At 53.5% G+C, this 18,633-nt stretch carries 15 protein-coding genes and 1 pseudogene; 7 read left to right on the plus strand and 9 right to left on the minus strand.

The window, feature by feature from the left end; translation table 11 throughout:
* Positions 1 to 55: 55 nt before the first annotated feature.
* From EI42_RS18750 to EI42_RS33365, 5 genes are all read right to left on the minus strand, one after another.
* Positions 56 to 1,531: an aldehyde dehydrogenase family protein gene (locus EI42_RS18750; protein ID WP_111324165.1), complete on the minus strand. Its 1,476-nt coding sequence runs from the start codon at positions 1,529 to 1,531 to the stop codon at positions 56 to 58.
* Between the two features lie 129 nt (positions 1,532 to 1,660).
* Positions 1,661 to 2,605: an NsdA family TPR-like regulatory protein gene (locus EI42_RS18755; protein WP_137686130.1), complete on the minus strand. Its 945-nt coding sequence runs from the start codon at positions 2,603 to 2,605 to the stop codon at positions 1,661 to 1,663.
* Between the two features lie 39 nt (positions 2,606 to 2,644).
* The gene (locus EI42_RS18760; protein ID WP_137686129.1) at positions 2,645 to 3,040 is read right to left on the minus strand and encodes a helix-turn-helix transcriptional regulator; all 396 of its coding nucleotides are present in this window, start codon (positions 3,038 to 3,040) and stop codon (positions 2,645 to 2,647) included.
* Between the two features lie 258 nt (positions 3,041 to 3,298).
* Positions 3,299 to 3,598, minus strand: a complete 300-nt coding sequence (locus tag EI42_RS18765) for a hypothetical protein (RefSeq protein WP_111324168.1) — start codon at positions 3,596 to 3,598, stop codon at positions 3,299 to 3,301.
* A gap of 130 nt (positions 3,599 to 3,728) precedes the next feature.
* On the minus strand, positions 3,729 to 3,905 hold the full coding sequence (locus tag EI42_RS33365) for a hypothetical protein (protein WP_211326250.1): 177 nt from the start codon (positions 3,903 to 3,905) through the stop codon (positions 3,729 to 3,731).
* Between the two features lie 413 nt (positions 3,906 to 4,318).
* Between EI42_RS33365 and EI42_RS18770 the strand changes: the two genes are divergently transcribed.
* Positions 4,319 to 5,131 carry a hypothetical protein gene (locus EI42_RS18770; protein WP_111324169.1) on the plus strand — a complete coding sequence of 271 codons (813 nt, stop codon included), beginning with the start codon at positions 4,319 to 4,321 and terminating at the stop codon, positions 5,129 to 5,131.
* Between the two features lie 186 nt (positions 5,132 to 5,317).
* Here the strand turns inward: EI42_RS18770 and EI42_RS18775 are convergent, their stop codons facing one another.
* Together EI42_RS18775 and EI42_RS18780 are read right to left on the minus strand one after the other, a co-directional pair.
* Positions 5,318 to 6,160, minus strand: a complete 843-nt coding sequence (locus tag EI42_RS18775; RefSeq protein WP_111324170.1) for a sensor histidine kinase — start codon at positions 6,158 to 6,160, stop codon at positions 5,318 to 5,320.
* Positions 6,161 to 6,487: 327 nt separating this feature from the next.
* Entirely contained in the window at positions 6,488 to 6,712 is a 225-nt protein-coding gene (locus EI42_RS18780) for a hypothetical protein (RefSeq protein ID WP_111324171.1), read from the minus strand.
* Here EI42_RS18780 and EI42_RS33955 point away from each other — a divergent pair, their 5' ends adjacent.
* A complete protein-coding gene (locus EI42_RS33955; RefSeq protein ID WP_246046421.1) occupies positions 6,713 to 6,913 on the plus strand; it encodes a hypothetical protein in 201 nt (66 codons plus the stop codon). It begins immediately after the preceding gene.
* Positions 6,914 to 6,939: 26 nt separating this feature from the next.
* On the opposite strand, the pseudogene EI42_RS34430 reads toward EI42_RS33955, so the two are convergent.
* Both EI42_RS34430 and uvrC read right to left on the minus strand, forming a co-directional pair.
* Positions 6,940 to 7,080 (minus strand): annotated as a pseudogene (locus tag EI42_RS34430) (FmdB family zinc ribbon protein); the annotation flags it as partial.
* 259 nt (positions 7,081 to 7,339) lie between these two features.
* On the minus strand, positions 7,340 to 9,361 hold the full coding sequence (uvrC, locus tag EI42_RS18790; RefSeq protein ID WP_111324173.1) for an excinuclease ABC subunit UvrC: 2,022 nt from the start codon (positions 9,359 to 9,361) through the stop codon (positions 7,340 to 7,342).
* A gap of 347 nt (positions 9,362 to 9,708) precedes the next feature.
* Between uvrC and EI42_RS18795 the strand changes: the two genes are divergently transcribed.
* The 5 genes from EI42_RS18795 (at position 9,709) to EI42_RS18815 (ending at position 18,344) form a co-directional block, all read left to right on the plus strand.
* Positions 9,709 to 10,620: an ABC transporter permease gene (locus tag EI42_RS18795; RefSeq protein ID WP_111324174.1), complete on the plus strand. Its 912-nt coding sequence runs from the start codon at positions 9,709 to 9,711 to the stop codon at positions 10,618 to 10,620.
* Positions 10,621 to 10,802: 182 nt separating this feature from the next.
* Positions 10,803 to 12,800: a selenocysteine-specific translation elongation factor gene (gene selB / locus EI42_RS18800; RefSeq protein ID WP_111324175.1), complete on the plus strand. Its 1,998-nt coding sequence runs from the start codon at positions 10,803 to 10,805 to the stop codon at positions 12,798 to 12,800.
* 370 nt (positions 12,801 to 13,170) lie between these two features.
* Entirely contained in the window at positions 13,171 to 15,054 is a 1,884-nt protein-coding gene (gene pknB, locus EI42_RS18805) for a Stk1 family PASTA domain-containing Ser/Thr kinase (protein WP_111324176.1), read from the plus strand.
* A gap of 525 nt (positions 15,055 to 15,579) precedes the next feature.
* The gene (locus EI42_RS18810) at positions 15,580 to 16,995 is read left to right on the plus strand and encodes a glycosyltransferase family 4 protein (protein WP_111324177.1); all 1,416 of its coding nucleotides are present in this window, start codon (positions 15,580 to 15,582) and stop codon (positions 16,993 to 16,995) included.
* Positions 16,996 to 17,012: 17 nt separating this feature from the next.
* Complete coding sequence (locus EI42_RS18815) at positions 17,013 to 18,344, plus strand: polysaccharide deacetylase family protein (RefSeq protein ID WP_111324178.1); 1,332 nt, start codon at positions 17,013 to 17,015, stop codon at positions 18,342 to 18,344.
* Positions 18,345 to 18,633: the final 289 nt, after the last annotated feature.

Consider the following 18,633-nt stretch of genomic DNA (forward strand, 5'->3'; position numbering starts at 1 on the left):
TGTGAAGCTACCGAGCTCGCCAGAAACTCGGTAGCTTTTTGCTTGAATGAGCCTGTTATTTATGAGGCGGATAGGACACGAATATACTCTTGACCTCGCTGAACTCATCAACGGCGCTGCTGCCTAGCTCACGATGCCCGTTGCCGCTCTGCTTCATGCCGCCGAAGGGTAAATGAATCTCCGAACCGGTTGTGCCCGCATTGACGTAGACCAGTCCTGACTCGATATCCCGGATGGCACGGAAGGTATAGCGCATGTCCTCGGTGAAAATAGCAGTCGAAAGCCCGTACTGGCTGCCGTTCGCGACCTCAATAGCCTCCTCATAGTTGGCCACCGGAATCAACGAGACGAAAGGCCCAAAGATCTCCTCGCGGGCTATGCGCATCTCGGGCTGAACCTCGGTAAAGATGGTCGGCTGATAGAACGCGCCCTCGCTGTGTGCACCGTCGGTCAGGGGTGCTCCTCCCGTCACCAGTTTGGCGCCCTCCTGCTTGCCAATTTGCGCATACTCGTGAACCGCTTTGACACGTCCCATATTGACCAGCGGTCCCATATCAACCTGTTCATCCAGGCCATCACCAATGCGTAGCTTCTCGGTAATGGCTAGCAGGCGCTCGGTGAAAGCTTTGAGGACCGAACGCTGAATAATCACGCGGCTGGTTGCTGTGCAGCGCTGACCGGTTGTTCCGAATGCTCCCAGGGCGACGCTTTCGGCGGCAAGGTCCAGGTCGCCATCTTCAAGAATGATGACGGCATTCTTGCCCCCCAGCTCCAGGGCACAGCGTCGTAGATCACGCCCGCAGATCTCGGCAACCTGCTTGCCGACCTCAGTTGAGCCGGTGAGCGAGATCATATTGACCCGCTTATGACTTGCCAGGGCTGTGCCCAGGGTGCCGCCTGAGCCAGTTAATACATTCAGCACGCCATCGGGAAGCCCGGCCTGTTGTAGAATCTCGGCCAGCTTGAGGGAGAGCGCGGGGGTATCGCTGGCGGGTTTGAGTATCACAGCATTGCCTGCCATCAGGGCTGGAAGCGTTTTCCAGACAGGGATGGAGAGCGGGAAATTCCAGGGGGTGATAATGCCGACGATGCCAAGCGGATGCCGTACGGTCATACAGAATTTATTGGGTAGGCCGGAGGGAACAGTCTCGCCTTCTGCACGGCGACCTTCTCCGGCAATAAATCGAGCGACATCGATAGAGACCTGAACCTCGCCACGGGTCTCTTTCAGGATCTTGCCCATTTCACGGGTCATGAGGCGGGCAAGCTCCTCACGCTGTTCGTCCATCAATTGGGCGGCCTTCATCAAAATCTCGCCACGGACCGGGGCTGGCGTGCTCGCCCATCCTTTCTGGGCCCTGGTGGCGGCTTCAATCGCTGCTTCCAGGTCTTCCACGGTCGAGCTCTGATAGGTGCCAATGGTGTCACTGGTACGAGCCGGGTTAGTGCTGAGAAAGGTTTTGCCGCTGCTGGAAGCGCACCACTTGCCACCGATAAAGTTCTGAAACTGCGTTGGGGAAGTTGTTGACATAACATCTCCTCACTGAAGTGAATCGGTCATCTTTGATCGAGTTCGAGGGCGCTTCTCTGGCATGGGGCTGGAGAAGCGCTATCTCTCTGTCATTATAGCATGTGGAAAGCAAGCGAGGACTTCATGGGCTTATGTATTCCAGAACGGATTGATCAGAGGACGCAGCGTGGCGATATGCTCATCAATGCTTTTCACCGACGGAAGCTTTTGCCAGGAATCAAGCTGACGGCGCATGTTCAGGAAGCGTTGGAAGACACGTGCCGATTTGATCTGACCAATCAGATAGAGGGCTTCCTGCGCATAGAGACAGGCTTCGCTCATCTCATTCGCCTGACAGTAGGCGCTGGCAAGATCGATATAGACAATTGCTTTCTGACGTGTGCGCGTTGCATCAAGCCGTAATAATGACTGATGCAGCGTCTGAATCGCAAGCTCAGTCTGATGCAGCCGGAGACGGCAGGTTCCTTTATAGTTCAGCAGCGTGGTGCTATTAAAGCGGGTGTATGGCAGGTTGCCGGGCTGTCCACGCTCAAGGAAACACTCCGACATATCCAGCGCTTTCTGACAGGCCGCCTCGTTGCGCAACAGGGCATGTGCTTCGGCTTCAATTGCCCAGAGCCAGGCTCGCGTGACCTCAGGAAGGTAGAGCGGCGAGAGAGTATGTGCTTCCTGCAACAAAGTGAGTGCCTGCTGAGCGTTCCGGTTGTAGAGCGGAATAAAGCATTTGCGCCCGAGGATAACCGCCTGCATAATCTCGTCTTTGATCATGCGAGCCGCTTCCAGCGCGGCGTTATAATAGTACTCTGCCTGCTCATGCTCTTTCAGATCAAAGAAGATCTCACCGGCAACTTGAGCCAGCTCACCGGCAACGCGAGCGAGGCGGTGACGTGCCTCGGCTGAGAGCGGGCTTTCAAGGAAGGTGGTGACGACTTCCAGGCGTTGCAAGACATAGTTCAACATGCCCTGCGAGAAGATTCCGAGCATATCAGATAGCACGGACCAGCAATCTCTAGTGATAGCTTCCAGATGCTTGAGCGTCATATCATCCAGTTCAGTTGGTTTTTTGAGGGCCAATGTCAATCGCTGCCAGAGTGGAGGAGCGTCGGGAAGAGGCTATGTGAGGTGCGGTGCAAGCCCGTATCGTTGTAACACATGAAAACGAGTGTGTGCCATGTCGGCGCTTTCAAGCTGCTTCGAGGCCAGAACGATGCCCTGAGCAATGGCCTGGGCGATCGGTGAGGTCGGGATTTCCGGTAGCGCAATAGCGGGAGTGTCGGGAGGACGCCTGTTGCCGACTGCTTTCTGCTCGTTGCTGACCAGTCCCAGTGCTTCCGGCGTCATTCCAAAATAGTCACAGAGCAGGCGGCGCGATTCGGCATTGATAGGCTTGTTATGCTCGGCACGCAGGATTGTTTGTGCGCCAACTCCAGCTTCTTCTGCGAGGCGTTTCTGTGTCAGGTTCAGGTGTTCGCGCATAGCGCGGAGTGGATGGATTGGTCTTTTCGTCACGGTTACTTCCCCTTCTTCCACATATTCCCATGTTCGGCTTCAAGAGGGCCAGATATGAAAGCGGTAATTGTGAGATGAGGTCCTCTTCCGTATACAGAGTAGCATAGAAATAGAGATATGCAAAATAGTAGGAAGAATGTATAAAAGAGAAATGGTAAAAAGTATGATGTGTGAGCTGGTTGAATAGTGCAATAAAAACCTGAGTGTATCTGAAGGGTACAGATACGCTCAGGAAAACCAGAAACTCAACCCGGTAGATCAGGCATTCTCGACGGTCGGGCCGCCACTTGCGGGAGGCGTTTGTTCCTCCTGAGGTTGCTTTTCAGGGTGCTCGTCTGCGAAGTCGCCCTCTTGTGCCGGGCGTTTAAAAACATAATATGCGGAGTTGGTAGTCAGAGGCTGAACGGCGACCAGCTCCCAGCTTTCGCGTCCCAGACTGTTCAGGTAGCGACGGGCAAAGGCGCTGCGGCGCTCATTCCCGATCAGGGTTTCCTGCCCCTCACAGGAAATACGGCCCCGGTAATCGATATAGACCACTTTGTAGGCCCACTGTGTCATATGATCTCCTTCTGCATTGGCGCTCCAATCCCGAGGTAATAGACAAGGATAGGGAGCCCTGCTCTCTCTATGCTTTGAGAGCGGCAAAACAACGCTGTACGCAAGAACCGGGACAGAGAATGAAGAGTCCCTACCAGTAGCACCATACCAGAGTTTCAACCCCGGTACGGGCACCGTCCCCGTCGTGCCCTATTCCCACTCGCGCCGGGTTCCACAATGCAGCGCGGGCGAGAAATGATGCGTTACTGGTAGGTTTCCTCGCACAGTTGCCAGTATAGCCGTTCCCCAGACCAAAAACACCGCTCATCTCAACGGTTTTTGGTTCCCGAGAAATAGACAGGGCCTCCTGTCAGATTCTACAGGTAAGCTATGTTGAAAAAGCATGATGTGATATGTGGAAAAATGTCACTATCTGCATGAATAATTTACCATTCATAGAACCGACTTTTTAAAAATAAAATAGTACTACATGTGCGGTGTGAGCTCATAATTTTTGATTTAAAATATGCTGTCATGTATAATGCATTGTGAGCTACTGTGGTACAGAGTGAGACATTTGTGGTTTGTACTATATCTGGATCACAAGGCTCGATGATGCAGGCCATTCGCAGTGGTGGCAACTGTGGAGAGGGATGGCAGGGAAGATGGTCGGTCAACAACGGGCCGTCTTGCATATCTTCTTCCTTTACTTCTAGTTTTTCAGGAAAGGATTAAGTGAGTATGCGACAGTACAAACGCCTCATGCTCTTAGTCGTACTGGCTGGTGGCTTACTTGCCGGTGCTGCAACGTTTGGTTTTCACCGAGCTTTTGCCGTTCATGATTCTCAGCCGAACAAAAACAAGGCGCATACGGTTGCGCCTAAGGATGATAAAAAGAATCCGCCTGCCGGTGTGTTTACCAATTATCCTGCGACAAAAGATCTGAAGCCGATTGCGGTGGATGATCTGCCCGGCTTGACTGCCCGCCTGCTGACGGATGACAAGGGCAAGCCCGAGGCGGTCACGTCGCCTGAGAGTGCGGGATTGCTTGGTGAGCTGCTCGGCGGTCTGGGACTACAGCAGATGCTTGGTGATACTAAGCTCTTGAAATCTGGCTCCATTCAGACGGGTGATCCCTCGAGTGTGCTTCAGACCGATCCTCAGCTTGAGTCGATGGCAATGCAGGCCCCTGGAGTGGGTGAGGTGCCTTTAAAGGATATTACGAGTCTGCTCGGTGATGTTGGCATTGATAAGCTCGGAAACCGGCTGAACAACTTCGGTAGCATGGAAAATGCCCTTGAAGTGGTCGAGAAGCTGAAGAACGCGCAGCCGGGACAGCGCATCACCTTGCGCAACAATCACGGCGCGTTTAAAGAATATCGTATCACAGGCACCTCTGAGATCAGAGACGGTATGGCGTGGATACCCTCGGATATGCCGGTCGGAGAAGCAAACCAGTATCTTGCGTTGATTGCTGGCACAGCAGAACTGGTGAAATCCACAGGGACAGACCAGTTACTCAAAGGGGTTGTTGTGCTTGCTCAGGCAGTCTAACATAAATCGTATCCTGCTGTCTCCTCGTGTTTGTCTTTTCTGTTTTGTACAAGGCGCTTCCAGAGTTACTGGAGCGCCTTCAGTTTGTGCTCAAGCCGAAAAGCGTGGAGCGACGCTTTGCTGTTTGGTTGGAGGGGGAAGCGGGCTTGAGGGGAATGCTCTACGGGCAGAATGAGGAGGGAACGTTTAGCCATCCTGCAAGGGCAGATCGAAGCAGAACGTGGTGCCACTTTGCCCTGGCTCTGGCAATTCCAGCCGTAGCGTTCCTCCATGCGCCTCGATGATGGAATGCGTGATGTAGAGCCCCAGGCCATTTCCTTTGCGCCTCTCCCGGGTTGCTTCCAGCCGCACAAAGGGCTGAAACAGGTGGCCCCTTTCCTCCGGAGGGATCGTAATGCCCTGATTATGGACACTGACATGTACAAGAGCCGGTTGCTCCGCTGTTGCCGAGGTGAGCCATACTTTGACCGTGATGGTGCTTCCCTCATCCGAATACTTGATCGCGTTATCCAGCAGATTCCCGAGTGCCTGATGCAAGCGCCCTTCATCCCAGTTACCCGGTACAGAAGTATCGGGCGTTTCCACGACGAAGGTATGATAGGGAGCGACGGGCCGAAGCTGCTCAACGCTCTCTTTGACGATGGTCACAAGATCACATGGCCTGGGTAGAATGGAAAACTGGTTTGAGGCGAGTTTGTTCGCATCCAGGAGATCATTGACCAGGCGGGCCATTCGCTGGGCCTGACTGACAATGATACTGGCATTACGCTGCATTCCCCTGGGACGGCGTGCCGTTGTTGCAGGCTCCTGATCTTCTACGTTGGCAAGATGACGGTGCAGCATCTGCGCGTAGTTAATGATAGGCGCAAGGGGATTGCGCAACTCATGGGCTATCATCGCGATAAATTGTTCTTTTCGCTCAATCTCCTCCTGTAATAAGAGGTTACTTGCCGTAAGTTCTTCGATCTGTTTCTGAAGAGCCTCTATCGTCTCTTGCTGTACCTGTGTCGGCTCGTGCTGCACCTGCATACCCTGTAACTCCTGCACCTCTCTATGTATTATTGTTTGCTTCCTTGTCTCCCTGCTACAGATTGTGTAATTTTAGTATACACTCTTATGCTGTTTCGAGTGCCATAGTAAGATCTGTTAATAGGAATATTGGGTGAATAGATTGCCTTCTACAATTTTGTGCAGATGGGTTTTGGTTGGTAAAAAGAGGTGTAAAAGTGCGAAGAAAGGGGATCAGGCACAGGATAAACAGAAGGTAGGATGGGCTATTCAGGTGAATGGAAGAGGTAAGCGATGAGAAACGCTCAGATGCGCCAGGCAAAAAAAGAACCTCCTTTGAGTGGAGGTCTATTGAGCGTCGGGCGGAGCTGGTAAGAGGCGAAGGGCCCGGAGCTCCTCCTGTGCCATTTCACTGAAGAGAGAGGGATCTAATGACGGATCGGCATGACCGATCAGGTGGCGAATCTTCTCAAGGATGCCCTGCCGAATATAATAATCATCGGTAAGCAGGAGTTCGCCGATCGCAGCTTCAATCTGCTGTCGTTGAATGGAGGCCAGAACCGATTCTCCCATATGGTCTTGCTTGCTCCTCTTTTCTTATCGGGCGGCGGTAGGCTCCGCCTGAAGGCGGAACCCTACGAACCCGCAGCGGTTGCTGTTTTGCTCTCGCTGGATGATGTGCTGTTGTTTGTGCTTGACGAAGAAGAGCTCTCTGTGGAGCTCTTGCTTTCGGTAGAGCTCGTGCTGCTTCCGTTAGAAGAGCTGCCGGGATGATCGGTCTTGTAGAAACCGGACCCCTTGAAGATGATTCCCGACGGATACAGCACTCTGCGGATATGTCCACCACACTCAGGGCAGACGGTCAGCGGTTCATCGGTCATTTTCTGCCACGTTTCAAAACGGTGGCTACAGGCTTGACAGAGATACTCGTACGTTGGCATATACCAATCACCTCTCTACAAAGCGGCCATAACAACTGCTTGTTTTTCTTTTCTTGTCTGAAAGAGCAGTAAAATAGCAGCGCAGAGTCAGAACAACTCTTTTGTTGCCAGGTATTTGTTTACTATGATATTACATAAGAACGGGGGAGACTGGAAAAGTCGCCCTGCATTTGTTATAGTAACGCGAAACCGTTGTGTTGTCAATCGGAGCTTGTGACTGCTAGCACTCCTTATTGTATAACGTTATGTCTGGCTTTTTTTATTCCTGGCGCCCGATGTATTCCTTGACTTTTTCAGCGGCCTCTCGCGTCATTCCTTCTAGGGCTGCCAGCTCTTCAACACTGGCGTTACCGATCGCCTTCAGCGAGCCGAAGTGACGCATCAGCGCCTTTTTACGTTTTGGGCCGATGCCGGGTATCTCATCGAGCTGAGACTTAAAGGTTCGCTCCGAGCGCACTTTGCGATGGTAGGTGATGCCGAAGCGGTGCGCTTCATCGCGAATGCGTTGCAACAGATACAGCGCCTGTGAGGTGCCGGGAAGCAGGATCGGCTCGGTGGCCCCGGGCACAAAGATAGCCTCATTTGTCGCCAGTTTGGTATGTGAACCCTCTTCCTTTGCCAGCCCGATAAGCGGAATGTCAAGGTGAAGCTCCTGGAGCACTTCCATCGCCGCATGTAGCTGTGGCTTACCGCCATCGATGATGATGAGGTCCGGCAGGCTCCAATCATGCTCAAAGTGCTGCTCATCTTCGGTTGCGGGAGCGATGTCGCCGTTTACTGGAACCGCAGGGTTTTCCAGTGTTGTGTTCTCTATCATTGTATGATCGGCTTTTTCTTTCGCAACCTTACGGAAGCGGCGACGCAATACCTCCTGATGGCTGGCGACATCATTTGCGCCCTCAACGGTCTTGATTTTAAAGCGGCGATATTCGCTGTTCTTCGGCTTGCCGCCCTCAAAGACAACCATCGCCCCGACCGAGTTGGTGCCCTGGGTATTGGAGATATCGTAGCATTCAATGCGCTGTGGCGGGCTGACCAGATTCAGCGCTTCCTGCAATTCGTCCAGAGCAAGCTGTGTTTTCTGGCTATCGGTCAGCCATTTGATCCGCTGCTGTTCCAGCACTTCCTGTGCGTTGCGCCTGACCATCTCGATCAGGCGGACCTTGTCTCCACGTTTGGGGACAGTCAGGGTAACGCTGGTGCTTCTGGAGGTGGCGTTGCTGCTTTTGCGCCGCTCTTTGAGCCAGTTCTGAAGCACCTCGCGGTCATCCGGCTCTGCTTCGAGGATGATTTCAGAGGGAATGTGTGGTGACGTTTCGTAGAATTGTTGCAGGAACGAGGAGAGTATTTCACCCTCGCTGCTGTCGCGGGTTCCCTGAAGAATAAAGGATTCGCGCCCTATGAGCTTACCGCTGCGGAAGAAGAAGACCTGCGCACAGGTTTCATCATCCCCGCGGGCCAGAGCGATCACGTCCTGATCTTCCTGTCCTTCCGTGTTAATGATGCGCTGTTTCTCCAGCACGCGTTCAACGGCCTTGATGCGATCGCGGATGCGGGCGGCCTCCTCGAAATTAAGGTTTTCGGCGGCGGTCTCCATCTGGTGTTGCAGATCTTTCAGGATCTCATCATGCTTGCCCTCAAGGAAAAGAATCACCTGCTGAATCACCGCGTCGTATTCCTCTCGGGTACAATAGGCCACACAGGGAGCCAGACAGCGGTGAATATAGTATTGGGTGCAAGGACGCGTGAGAAGCTTCTGTTTCCAGCCGGCGGGCACTTCGCCTTCGCGCGGGGGAGCCCAGTTGCTGCCATCATAGCGGCAGGTGCGGAAAGCAAAAAGTTTATTGAGCAGATCTAATGTGGCATCGACCGCGCCCGAATTGGTATAGGGTCCAAAATAGCGGTTCCCATCACGCTGGTAGCTGCGGACGCGATAGACACGCGGAAAATCTTCGGTGAGCGAGATTTTGATATAAGGATAGTTCTTGTCATCGCGAAGCAGCACATTATATTTCGGGCGATACTGCTTGATATAGTTGCTCTCCAGTACCAGCGCTTCGACCTCGTTTTCAACTACCAGAAACTCGATGTCGTCAACACGAGCGACCATGCTTTGATTCTTGGGGCTCAGGTCGGCGGAAGGCTGGAAGTAGGAGCGCACGCGATTATGCAGCGAGATCGCTTTACCAACGTAGATAATCTTGCCCTCTGCATCCTTCATCAGGTAGATACCGGGCTTGTGTGGGAGTGAGTTCAGGACGGATTGTATCTTTTCATTCATTGCGTTTCTGCAACATCCTCATCATCAAGGCTAACCAGGCGGAAAATCTGTTCGTACGTCCCCCATTATACTACAAAGCTACTACAAAGCTACTACAAAGCAGCTACAAAGGGGTCAGCCTCCGCGTTTGGTCTCTGGAGAATCGGAAACGCGGGGATCAGGAAGGGGGCCGGTACTGAGACAGTTTTGCGACAATTATGCGATACCTGTGCGACAGCTCTACAGTATCGTTTCTGACTAGATTGATTGAGTGATTGAAGGCTATACGCTGAACGTGTGTATCAAGGCTTTTGTATGTATGATTTTCTGAAAAACACATGGCATGGACGAATTGAGGAGTACTGAGTATGGAGGTGTCAAACGTACAGGGGCACATGGCGATAGGTATGTTCCCGAGCTTCCCCGGGCTGGTTCGGGGCGAAATAACGAAGCTCATGCGGCATCCGCTGACCTGGGTGGCCGGCCTGCTTTCGCTCTGTGGGCTGGTAGGTGTGAATCTGCTGATTCTGCTTACGGATATAGGGAATGATGCCAGGAGCCCGCTCAAAGATCCTGTTGGCTTCTGGACGAACCAGTTTGAGGGGCTGATGTTTGTGCGGGTGTGTGGTGGGCTCTTCCTGATCATGATAACGGCCTACTTGATCGGGATGGAATATCACTTCGGTACGATCCGTGTGGTGCTTGGTCGCGGTGTAGGGAAACTACAGCTTCTGTTCGCGAAACTGACTGCCCTCTTGATTATGGCGCTTGGCATGCTGGTTATCAGCGTCCTGGTCTATGCTCTGGGTTCAGTCGTGAACGCCTTGATTCTGGCCGGGAATCTGAACAGCCTGAGCGCGTTGAAAGGCGAGAACTGGAAATTTGCCAGCTATTTTCTCTCCTCGGCGCTGATTAGCCACGTAGTGACCATTATAATGGCTGCGGCAATGGCGGTCCTCGGGCGCTCGCTGGCATTCGGGATGACAGCGGCACTCTGCTGGTTTGCCGTCGATAACATGGCAACAATCATGCTCTACCTTGTGGCAAGCTTTACCCACAACGACATCTTCCTGAAGATTCAGACGTATCTGCTCGGGCCTGATCTGAACGCGCTGGTTTCTGCCTGGGCCGGTCAGGAGCACGTGCGTCTGGCGATGTTTACACCGATTGTCAACGGGAGCTACTCGTCTACACAGTTCTTGCTTGTAATCGCGGGCTATACGGTTGCCTTGCTGGCTATTGCCGTCTTCTTCATGGCCAGACGTGATGTGAAAGAATAACCCTTTTTTTACCTCTGCCCATTGTTGAGGGGGACGATGTTTCGGGCATCGTCTCCCTTTTTTATGCGCTCGATTGGGCAGAAAGGGCTTGTTGTAGTATACTGAAACCGTCTGGGATTATCCTTGATCCATCGAGAAACAAGACTTCTGATAAGGGCTAAGGAAGCGTAGCAAGAGGAACTATGAGTTGTATTGGTACTGCCGGGCATATTGACCACGGAAAGTCGACGCTGGTGCAGGCGCTCACCGGAATTGATCCTGACCGATTGGCAGAGGAAAAAGCGCGTGGCATGACCATTGATCTGGGCTTTGCCTGGTTGACGTTGCCAGGCGGGCGTGAGGTCAGTATTGTGGATGTACCCGGTCACGAGAGCTTTATAAAGAATATGTTAGCAGGAACAGGCGGCATTGATGCGGCGCTGCTGGTTGTTGCCGCTGACGAAGGGATTATGCCGCAAACGCGGGAGCATCTGGCAATTCTCGACCTGCTGCGGGTTCCCCGTGGTGTCGTGGCTTTGACAAAGGCCGACCTTGTGGATGAGGAATGGCTGGAACTGGTGCGTGAGGAAGTGAGCGCGCAACTTCGGCCTACCACGCTGGCTCAGGCCCCGATCCTCCCTGTTTCTTCCTATACGCGAGAGGGGTTGCCGGAACTTCTGAGCACACTTGACCGTATATTGTCAGAAGAGGAAGTGCGGCAGGATATTGCCCGCCCACGCCTGTTTGTTGACCGTGTCTTTACGCTCACCGGCTTTGGCACGGTTGTGACCGGGACGCTTCTTGATGGGACACTCCGCGTTGGACAGGAGGTGGAGATCCTGCCTGCTGGCTTACGTACACGTATTCGAGGCATGCAGACGCATAAGCAGGCTGTCGAGGTGGCTCGTCCGGGGAGCCGGGTCGCGCTCAATCTGGCGAACATTGCTCGTAGCGATGTCAGGCGTGGAGATGTTGTGGCCCTGCCGGGGCAGTTGCGTCCGGTCCAGCTCTTTGATGCGCGGATACGCTTGTTGCCCGATGCACCTCGTCCGCTAACGCATAATACAGAGGTAGAGGTGTTCAGCGGCTCCCAGGAGATTCCGGCGAAGGTGCGCCTGCTAGATGTGGAGACGTTGCAGCCGGGAGCGAGTGCCTGGGCGCAGTTTCGCCTCAGCCGTCCGGCGGTACTGGTGCGACGGGACCCGTTCGTCCTGCGTATCCCTTCGCCAAGCATGACTATTGGCGGCGGGGAGGTAGTAGACACACGGCCCCGGTATCATCGACGCTTTCAGGCTTCGGTGCTTGAGACGCTGGAACAGATGCTTCATGGCACGCCGGAAGATCTGGTGCTGGCTGCTCTGGAAACCCGCCGGGTCGGAGCGAAAAAGGGCGCCTCTGCGTCGGGTGGAAAAGGATATGAGCTGAGAGATCTGGCCCGACAGTGTAATCTTGCAGAAGATGTGACACAACAGATATGTGACACGTTGTTATCTGAAAGAAGAGTGCGTAAAATAGGCAATTTCTGGGTCGCGCAGACGGTCTGGGAAGCCCTGGTTGAGGAGAGCGTCCGTCTGGTGAGTGATTTCCACAGGCGCTATCCGTTGAGAAGCGGACTCTCCAAAGAGGAGTGGCGTACTCGCCTGCATCTGACGCCCCGTCTTGCTGCCGATGTATTTGCGACGTTACAGAGAGAAGGCGTGCTGGAACAGGGAGAGATACCGGGCACAGGGGGCCTATCGGAGACGCGGGGAGCGGGCACGGTCCATCTTCCGGGCTATGCACCGCAGTATACAGAACAACAGAAGAAGCAGGTGGTACAATTATTGGAGAGGTTCCGGGCCAGTCCGTTTACGCCGCCAACGCGTGCCGAGGCCGAGAAGATTGCAGAGGCGGAGGTGGTCACGGCCCTGATAGAGCAGGGAGTGCTTGTCAAGATTGGTGACGGCCTGCTCTTTTTGCGTGAAACCTATGAGGAAATGCTGCGCAAAGTGCTGACCTATCTGTATCAGCATGGTACGATGACGGTTGCCGAGGCGCGGGACCTCCTGGGAACGACACGAAAATATATTTTGCCTGTGTTAGAACATATGGATATATTGCGTATTACAAGGCGTAACGGGGATGAGCGCGTTCCGGGACCGAATGCAGCCCTGCTTGTGCCAGATCAGAGTGAGTTTCTGGAGCGTAAGGAAGAGAAATAATCGAGCGGTAATAGCTGAAGTTGATTGGCGCTGGCATACAGTTGTAAACTCCTACTTTTGTGTAGAATGTTCCATTCTGTCGCAGAATAGGTTAAAATAAGTGACGCAATGCATTTTTTCCCGGCCGGGCCGGAGGCTCTGATCTGTAGTCAGCTTATCGTATCACCGATCAGAGAAAGCACTTACGCCTTTTCGTCGATAAGGTAGCAATAATCTGTATCCTGAATTGTTGGTGGAGTGTGGTGTGTGTGGAAGGCGCATCGGAAGAAGGTGCGATCAGGCATCATTCTGTAGAACGCTTCTGAGAAAGAGAGTTGCCTGATTTCGGAAAATAGGCAACCGATATCTTGCCTGTACAGTGCGGAGAACTATGCAAATCGAAGTTTTGGCTGAGCGATACCAACTACTCGAACCAATAGGGCGGGGCGGCATGGCGACCATTTACCGTGGGCGTGATATGCATATGGAACGCGATGTCGCTATTAAAGTGCTGCGCGATGTTTATAGTACCGATCCGAAGTTTGTTACCCGCTTCCAGCGCGAGGCGAAAGCGGCTTCATCTCTCCAGCATCGCAACATCGTACAGGTCTATGACTACGGCCAGAGCGACGGTAATTATTTTATTGTCATGGAGCTGGTCGAAGGGACTGACCTGCGCCGCTATCTGCGGACTCGGGGGGTACTGGCTGTCGATCGGGCGATTATTATTGCTCATGATGTGGCACTTGGTCTGGGCGCTGCTCATCGACGGCAGATCGTGCACCGCGACGTCAAACCGCAGAATATTCTGGTTGGGCGTGATGGTTCGATCAAGTTAACCGATTTTGGTATTGCCAGTGTCTATAAAGATATTAATGCCGAGCGTCTGACAACCACGGGGATGACACTTGGTACGGTGCAGTATTATGCGCCGGAACAGGCACAGGGGGAAATCGTCAGCCCTGCCGCTGATGTGTATGCGCTGGGAATCGTCATGTATGAGATGCTGACCGGGCGCACACCATTTGAGGGTGACACACCTGTTGCCGTTGCAATGCAGCATATTCAGGACCCCCCCACGCCTCCCAGTCATTTCAATCCGGGCATTCCTCCGGCCCTTGAAGATATTATCTTACGCTGTCTGGAAAAACAGCCGGAGATGCGCTATCGAGATGGCAATATGCTTGCGCGAGCCCTCGAAGCGCTGGAACAGGGGGATGCCTCCCTGTTTCATCCGCTCCATAATAGTGGCCTGCTGGTCGCGACTGATAGTGCGACTGTCATTTCGCCTCCTGTCGCAGGAGGGCCTTCCGCTGGTGGTGTCTACCAACAGCCCTATCAACATCCGTCGAACCCGCAACATATGCTTCCTCCTCAAGGGGAGCCGGTAGATCCCGCCTACGCTCAGGCGCCGTTGATGGTTGGGTCGCAGTCAGGAACCTCTATGGACCCTACCGGGGCAACGCGTCCGTTTCAGCGCGATACCATGATGCAGTCAGATGCAGCTGCTGAGGTCCCACAGAAAGAATCCCGTGCTGCCGGTATTATCACTGTTCTTATCTTACTTGCTGCTGTCGTCTTACTGGGATTCAGCGCCTTTCTGGCCGGTGAGCTTGGTCTGATTAAGCTGCCGTGGACGCAATCGGCAACGCCGACGGCTTCTCCGACGCAAGAACAGGTTCAGGTTCCCGATTTTCATGGGAAGAATTGGAGCGAGGCCGAAAAGCTGGCGAAAGAGAAGAAGCTGGTCATCAAGCCCGAGGATAATGTGAAAACGGGTGTAGTGATCGCGCAGTCCCCCGATCCGAATATGAACATTGCCGCCGGGGGAACGGTGACGCTGAAGTTCGGCCTGAAGGTGCCGAGTGGCATCACCAATGTCAACCTTGATATTGCGCGCCAGAAGTTGCGTGAGGCCGGTATTCCGCTTGATCGCATTCGTGAGCAGGATGCGGGCGTAAACGCGGCTCTGAGCGATGATACCGTTGTGCGTGTGGAGCCCGCGGAAGGATCCGAGCTGAAGGAAGGTGATACCGTGATCCTTTATGTTGCCAACTACTCGAAGGTTGAGCCAACGCAGGAGCCGACCGCGGAGCCAACGGAGACGGCTACCCCATCGCCGACGCCATCACCAACGCCGACTTTGACGCCATCACCAACACCGACCTTGACACCTTCGCCCACTCCAACGCCGACGGAGCTGCCAACTGCGATGCCGACGCTGCCTATAGGGGGCAAGACCGATCAGGGGAATCCGTCCCAGAACGGCCAATAAGCAAAAAGCAAGACCCGTCAGCAATGGCGGGTCTCTTTTTGTCTGGTGGGAACGCGCAGGGAGGGTTGAAGTGGCAAGCATCCCCTTTCGCACACTTGATTGCTCTTCCTGTATATATGAGTCTGACTATCACCTCCCTATCGTATTACCTTTAAATATAAAAGAAATTCATTTCTACAGTACTGTAAGCTTTCTTCAAAGAGGCCGGAGAAATACAGGATTTCAGGCATGGATGCCTGCTTTCTGTGATATACTGGCAGTGTTGTATAGTGATGCTACCTGACATGCTATACTGAATAGTAGAGTTATTCGCTGCACACTTTTCGTGCTGATCGATATCCGGTGCGAGAGTTCGCGATGCGGCACGTTTTCAAATGTTGTTTCCGTCACCTGACAGGGATTGCAGGTCTTTGCGCTGTCGATTTTCAGGCTCGCTGCAATATATGGTTTCTGGGGCCGGACGTTCAATGGTGAACAAGAGCAACAACCTCTTCCCTCACCTGTAGATCAAAGGACTATCTGCTTATGTTAAAATTAGAAGGTGCAATTACGCCTGAAAACACGCTGTTTGTGCTCCTGTGTTTTGAGGGGCCGGATGTTTATTCAACCGCCGGGGGACTCGGCACACGCATTACTGAACTCAGTGAGGCGCTGGCGGTACAGGGATATACGACCCACCTGCTCTTTATCGGTGATCCCGATAAGCCCGGCATCGAAACCCGGGTAGAAGGTCGCCTGATTCTCAAGCGCTGGTCTCAGTGGATCAGCAAGTACTATCCAAATGGCGTGTATGATGGAGAGGAACAAAAGCTCTACGATTATAATGAGAGTGTTCCCTACCATATCTATGAAGAGATTGTGCGCCCGGCTGTTGCCGAGGGTAAGATGGTAGTGATTATGGGCGAGGATTGGCACACCGCCGAGGTCATGTGCAGAACGTCTGATCTGCTCCATTGGTTCGGTTTGCGTCAGAAAGTTCTCTTGCTCTGGAACCTCAACAGTCTCATGTCGCTGCACCGGGTGGATTGGGCCCGGCTCAATTTTGTCTCAACCCTCTGCACTGTCAGCAAATATATGAAGCATAAAATGTGGGATCTGGGTGTCAATCCGCTGGTAATCCCGAATGGTATTCCCTCACGGCACATGGAACCCGTCGATCAGGACGCTATAACGCGTTTACGCCGCTTTGCCCGTCAGGGGGACCCGAACCGGCTGTTTCTCTTTAAAATCGGGCGTTTTGACCCTGATAAGCGCTGGATGATGGCCGTTGAGGCGGTCGCCCGTCTGAAAGAGAGCGGCTATCCTGTGACGCTGCTGGTTCGTGGCGGCATTGAGCCACATGGCGCCGAGGTCTTCTCGCATGCCTATCGGCGCGGGTTGGTCATTCGTGATGTGGTTGCGCCCCGCCGTCCCTCGACGGTGAACGAATGCCTCGATCTGCTGGAAGGGGCGGGAACCGCTGACATCTATAATCTACGCTTCTTCTTGCCTGAAGCTTTCGTCCGCTCAATTTATGCCTCGGCTGATGCGACGCTGGCGAATAGCGGTCATGAGCCGTTCGGCCTGGTCGCGTTGGAAGTGATGGCCGCGAAGGGGATCGCGGTGACGGGATGTACCGGCGAAGATTACGCGGTCTCCTTTGAGAATGCGATTGTGATCGAGACAGATGATCCTGATGAGATCGTGGGCTACCTGCTGTACTTGCAGCGACACCCGAATGAGCAGGAGCGTATGCGCAGGGAGGGCTATCGAACCGCGCAGCAGTTCTTGTGGGAGCGCGTGCTTGAGAACCTGTTCGGAAAATTAGAGTTTCTGGCACGAAAACAGAATATCATTCTATCACCTCGCCAGTTGGAAGAGCAGGCTCCGGCCAATGGGCAGCATGGCGCTTCGTCCACTGTTGTTGAACGGGAGAAGGTGGCGGGTAAACCAACCGCTTAGTTTGTGAGGGCCGTTGTATGGTTGCGAATCTGGCGATTTATACTGTTGTGCATCAACCACGCCGCTTGAAGTTTCCGGCGCAACCAATTCCGTATGGGGCATCGAGTGAGGATATTGCGCGCTGCCTCTTTGATGAGCGCCTGAATGAGCAGTGTTTTCATCAGGTCGCGCGCGAGTGCTACTATCCGGCTGCACAGGTGTTCCTTGAACTGGTGCGGAACGAGGGGTTGAAACTCTGCATGGGGGTTCCCCTCTCTTTTGTGCAACAGGCGCAGGTCTGGGAACCCGCGCTTCTGGAGCTCTTCCGCGAATTGATTGCGGAACCCAATGTAGAGTTAATCGGGGTGGAGCCCTGCTATAGCTATCTCTTCTTGCTGGACCTGCCTGCTTTTGTCAAGGAGATGCAGCGCATGTCTGATGAGCTGTATACTGTTTTTGGCAAGCGTCCACGAGTTACTGATACCACCTCGCTGTGCATGTCGGCCCCGCTCTATGATGCTCTGGATGAGGCTGGCTTTCAGGGGGTGTTTGTTGATGGCAGTTCCGCAATGCTTGGCTGGCGACAGGCAACCTATCTTTATCGCAACGGGGATGAGGGCACCTATACCCTTCCTCCGGTGACCCCGAAGAAGATACGCCAGGCAACGCCTGCTGCTCCCTATCTGCTCTGTCGTCATCAGGCTTTGAGCGATGATGTTGCGGTCCGTTTCTCAAACCAGGACTGGTCTGAGTTCCCGCTGTATGCCGACACGTATGCCGAATGGATCGCGCGTACGCCGGGTGATCTGGTGGTGCTGGGGTGGGATTTTGAGGTATTTGGTATCAGGCAGAGCATTGATAGCGGTATTCTCTCGTTTCTACGCGCCCTACCAGAACAGCTTGCGCGTCGAAATATTGTCACCTGTACCGCCAGTGAGCTCATTGAGCAATATCAGACGCAGGCGTATTATCTTCCCCTTTCTGTGTATCCGTCAGCACGCGACTTTCTCCCGGACACCAGGGCGTCCCAGCAGTTGTTTTATCTGATGCACTCCCTCTATGGAGTGGCGAAGCTGACCGAGAAGCCTGAGTTGCTGGAACTGGCTCACTGGCTGGCGCAGGCCGACCATTTTCTGTACTCTCCCCGTGATATGCTGGCTCCGGTTCCGCGGCTGAAGCACTACGATACTGTGCAGGAGCAGAAACAGATCTATCTGAACGCGCTGCATGCGATGGAGCCCTATCTTCCGGCTCGCCTGTCGCGGCGGATGGAAAAACGACGACGTGCCTCAAAAGCATCAAAAGAAACAGCAACGAAACGAAAACAGAAATCCGTACCTGGCAAGCGTATCAAGACGAGCATGCGCTAACGAGAGCAATGCGCATGAGAAGGGCTACACTCGCTGTGGCCCTTCTCATGTTGAGACCGGCAGAATACCTCTGCTGTATCAGCCCGATGAAATCCGCTTTGATTGGTAAGAATCGGTTAAGATAGATCATTTTTACATTACTTTTCGCCCCTATTCGGCACAAAACGTTGACGCCTCCGTGTTTCTTTGGTTATTCTCAGACATGAAATGGTAGCTGCTGGCGCAGGGGGGCTTATGGTTGTATCGACAGGAAGCAGCTAATGTCAATGATGATAGTAAAGAGAGTTGT

Origin of the sequence: Thermosporothrix hazakensis (assembly GCF_003253565.1) — a bacterium.
GTDB classification, from domain to species: domain Bacteria; phylum Chloroflexota; class Ktedonobacteria; order Ktedonobacterales; family Ktedonobacteraceae; genus Thermosporothrix; species Thermosporothrix hazakensis.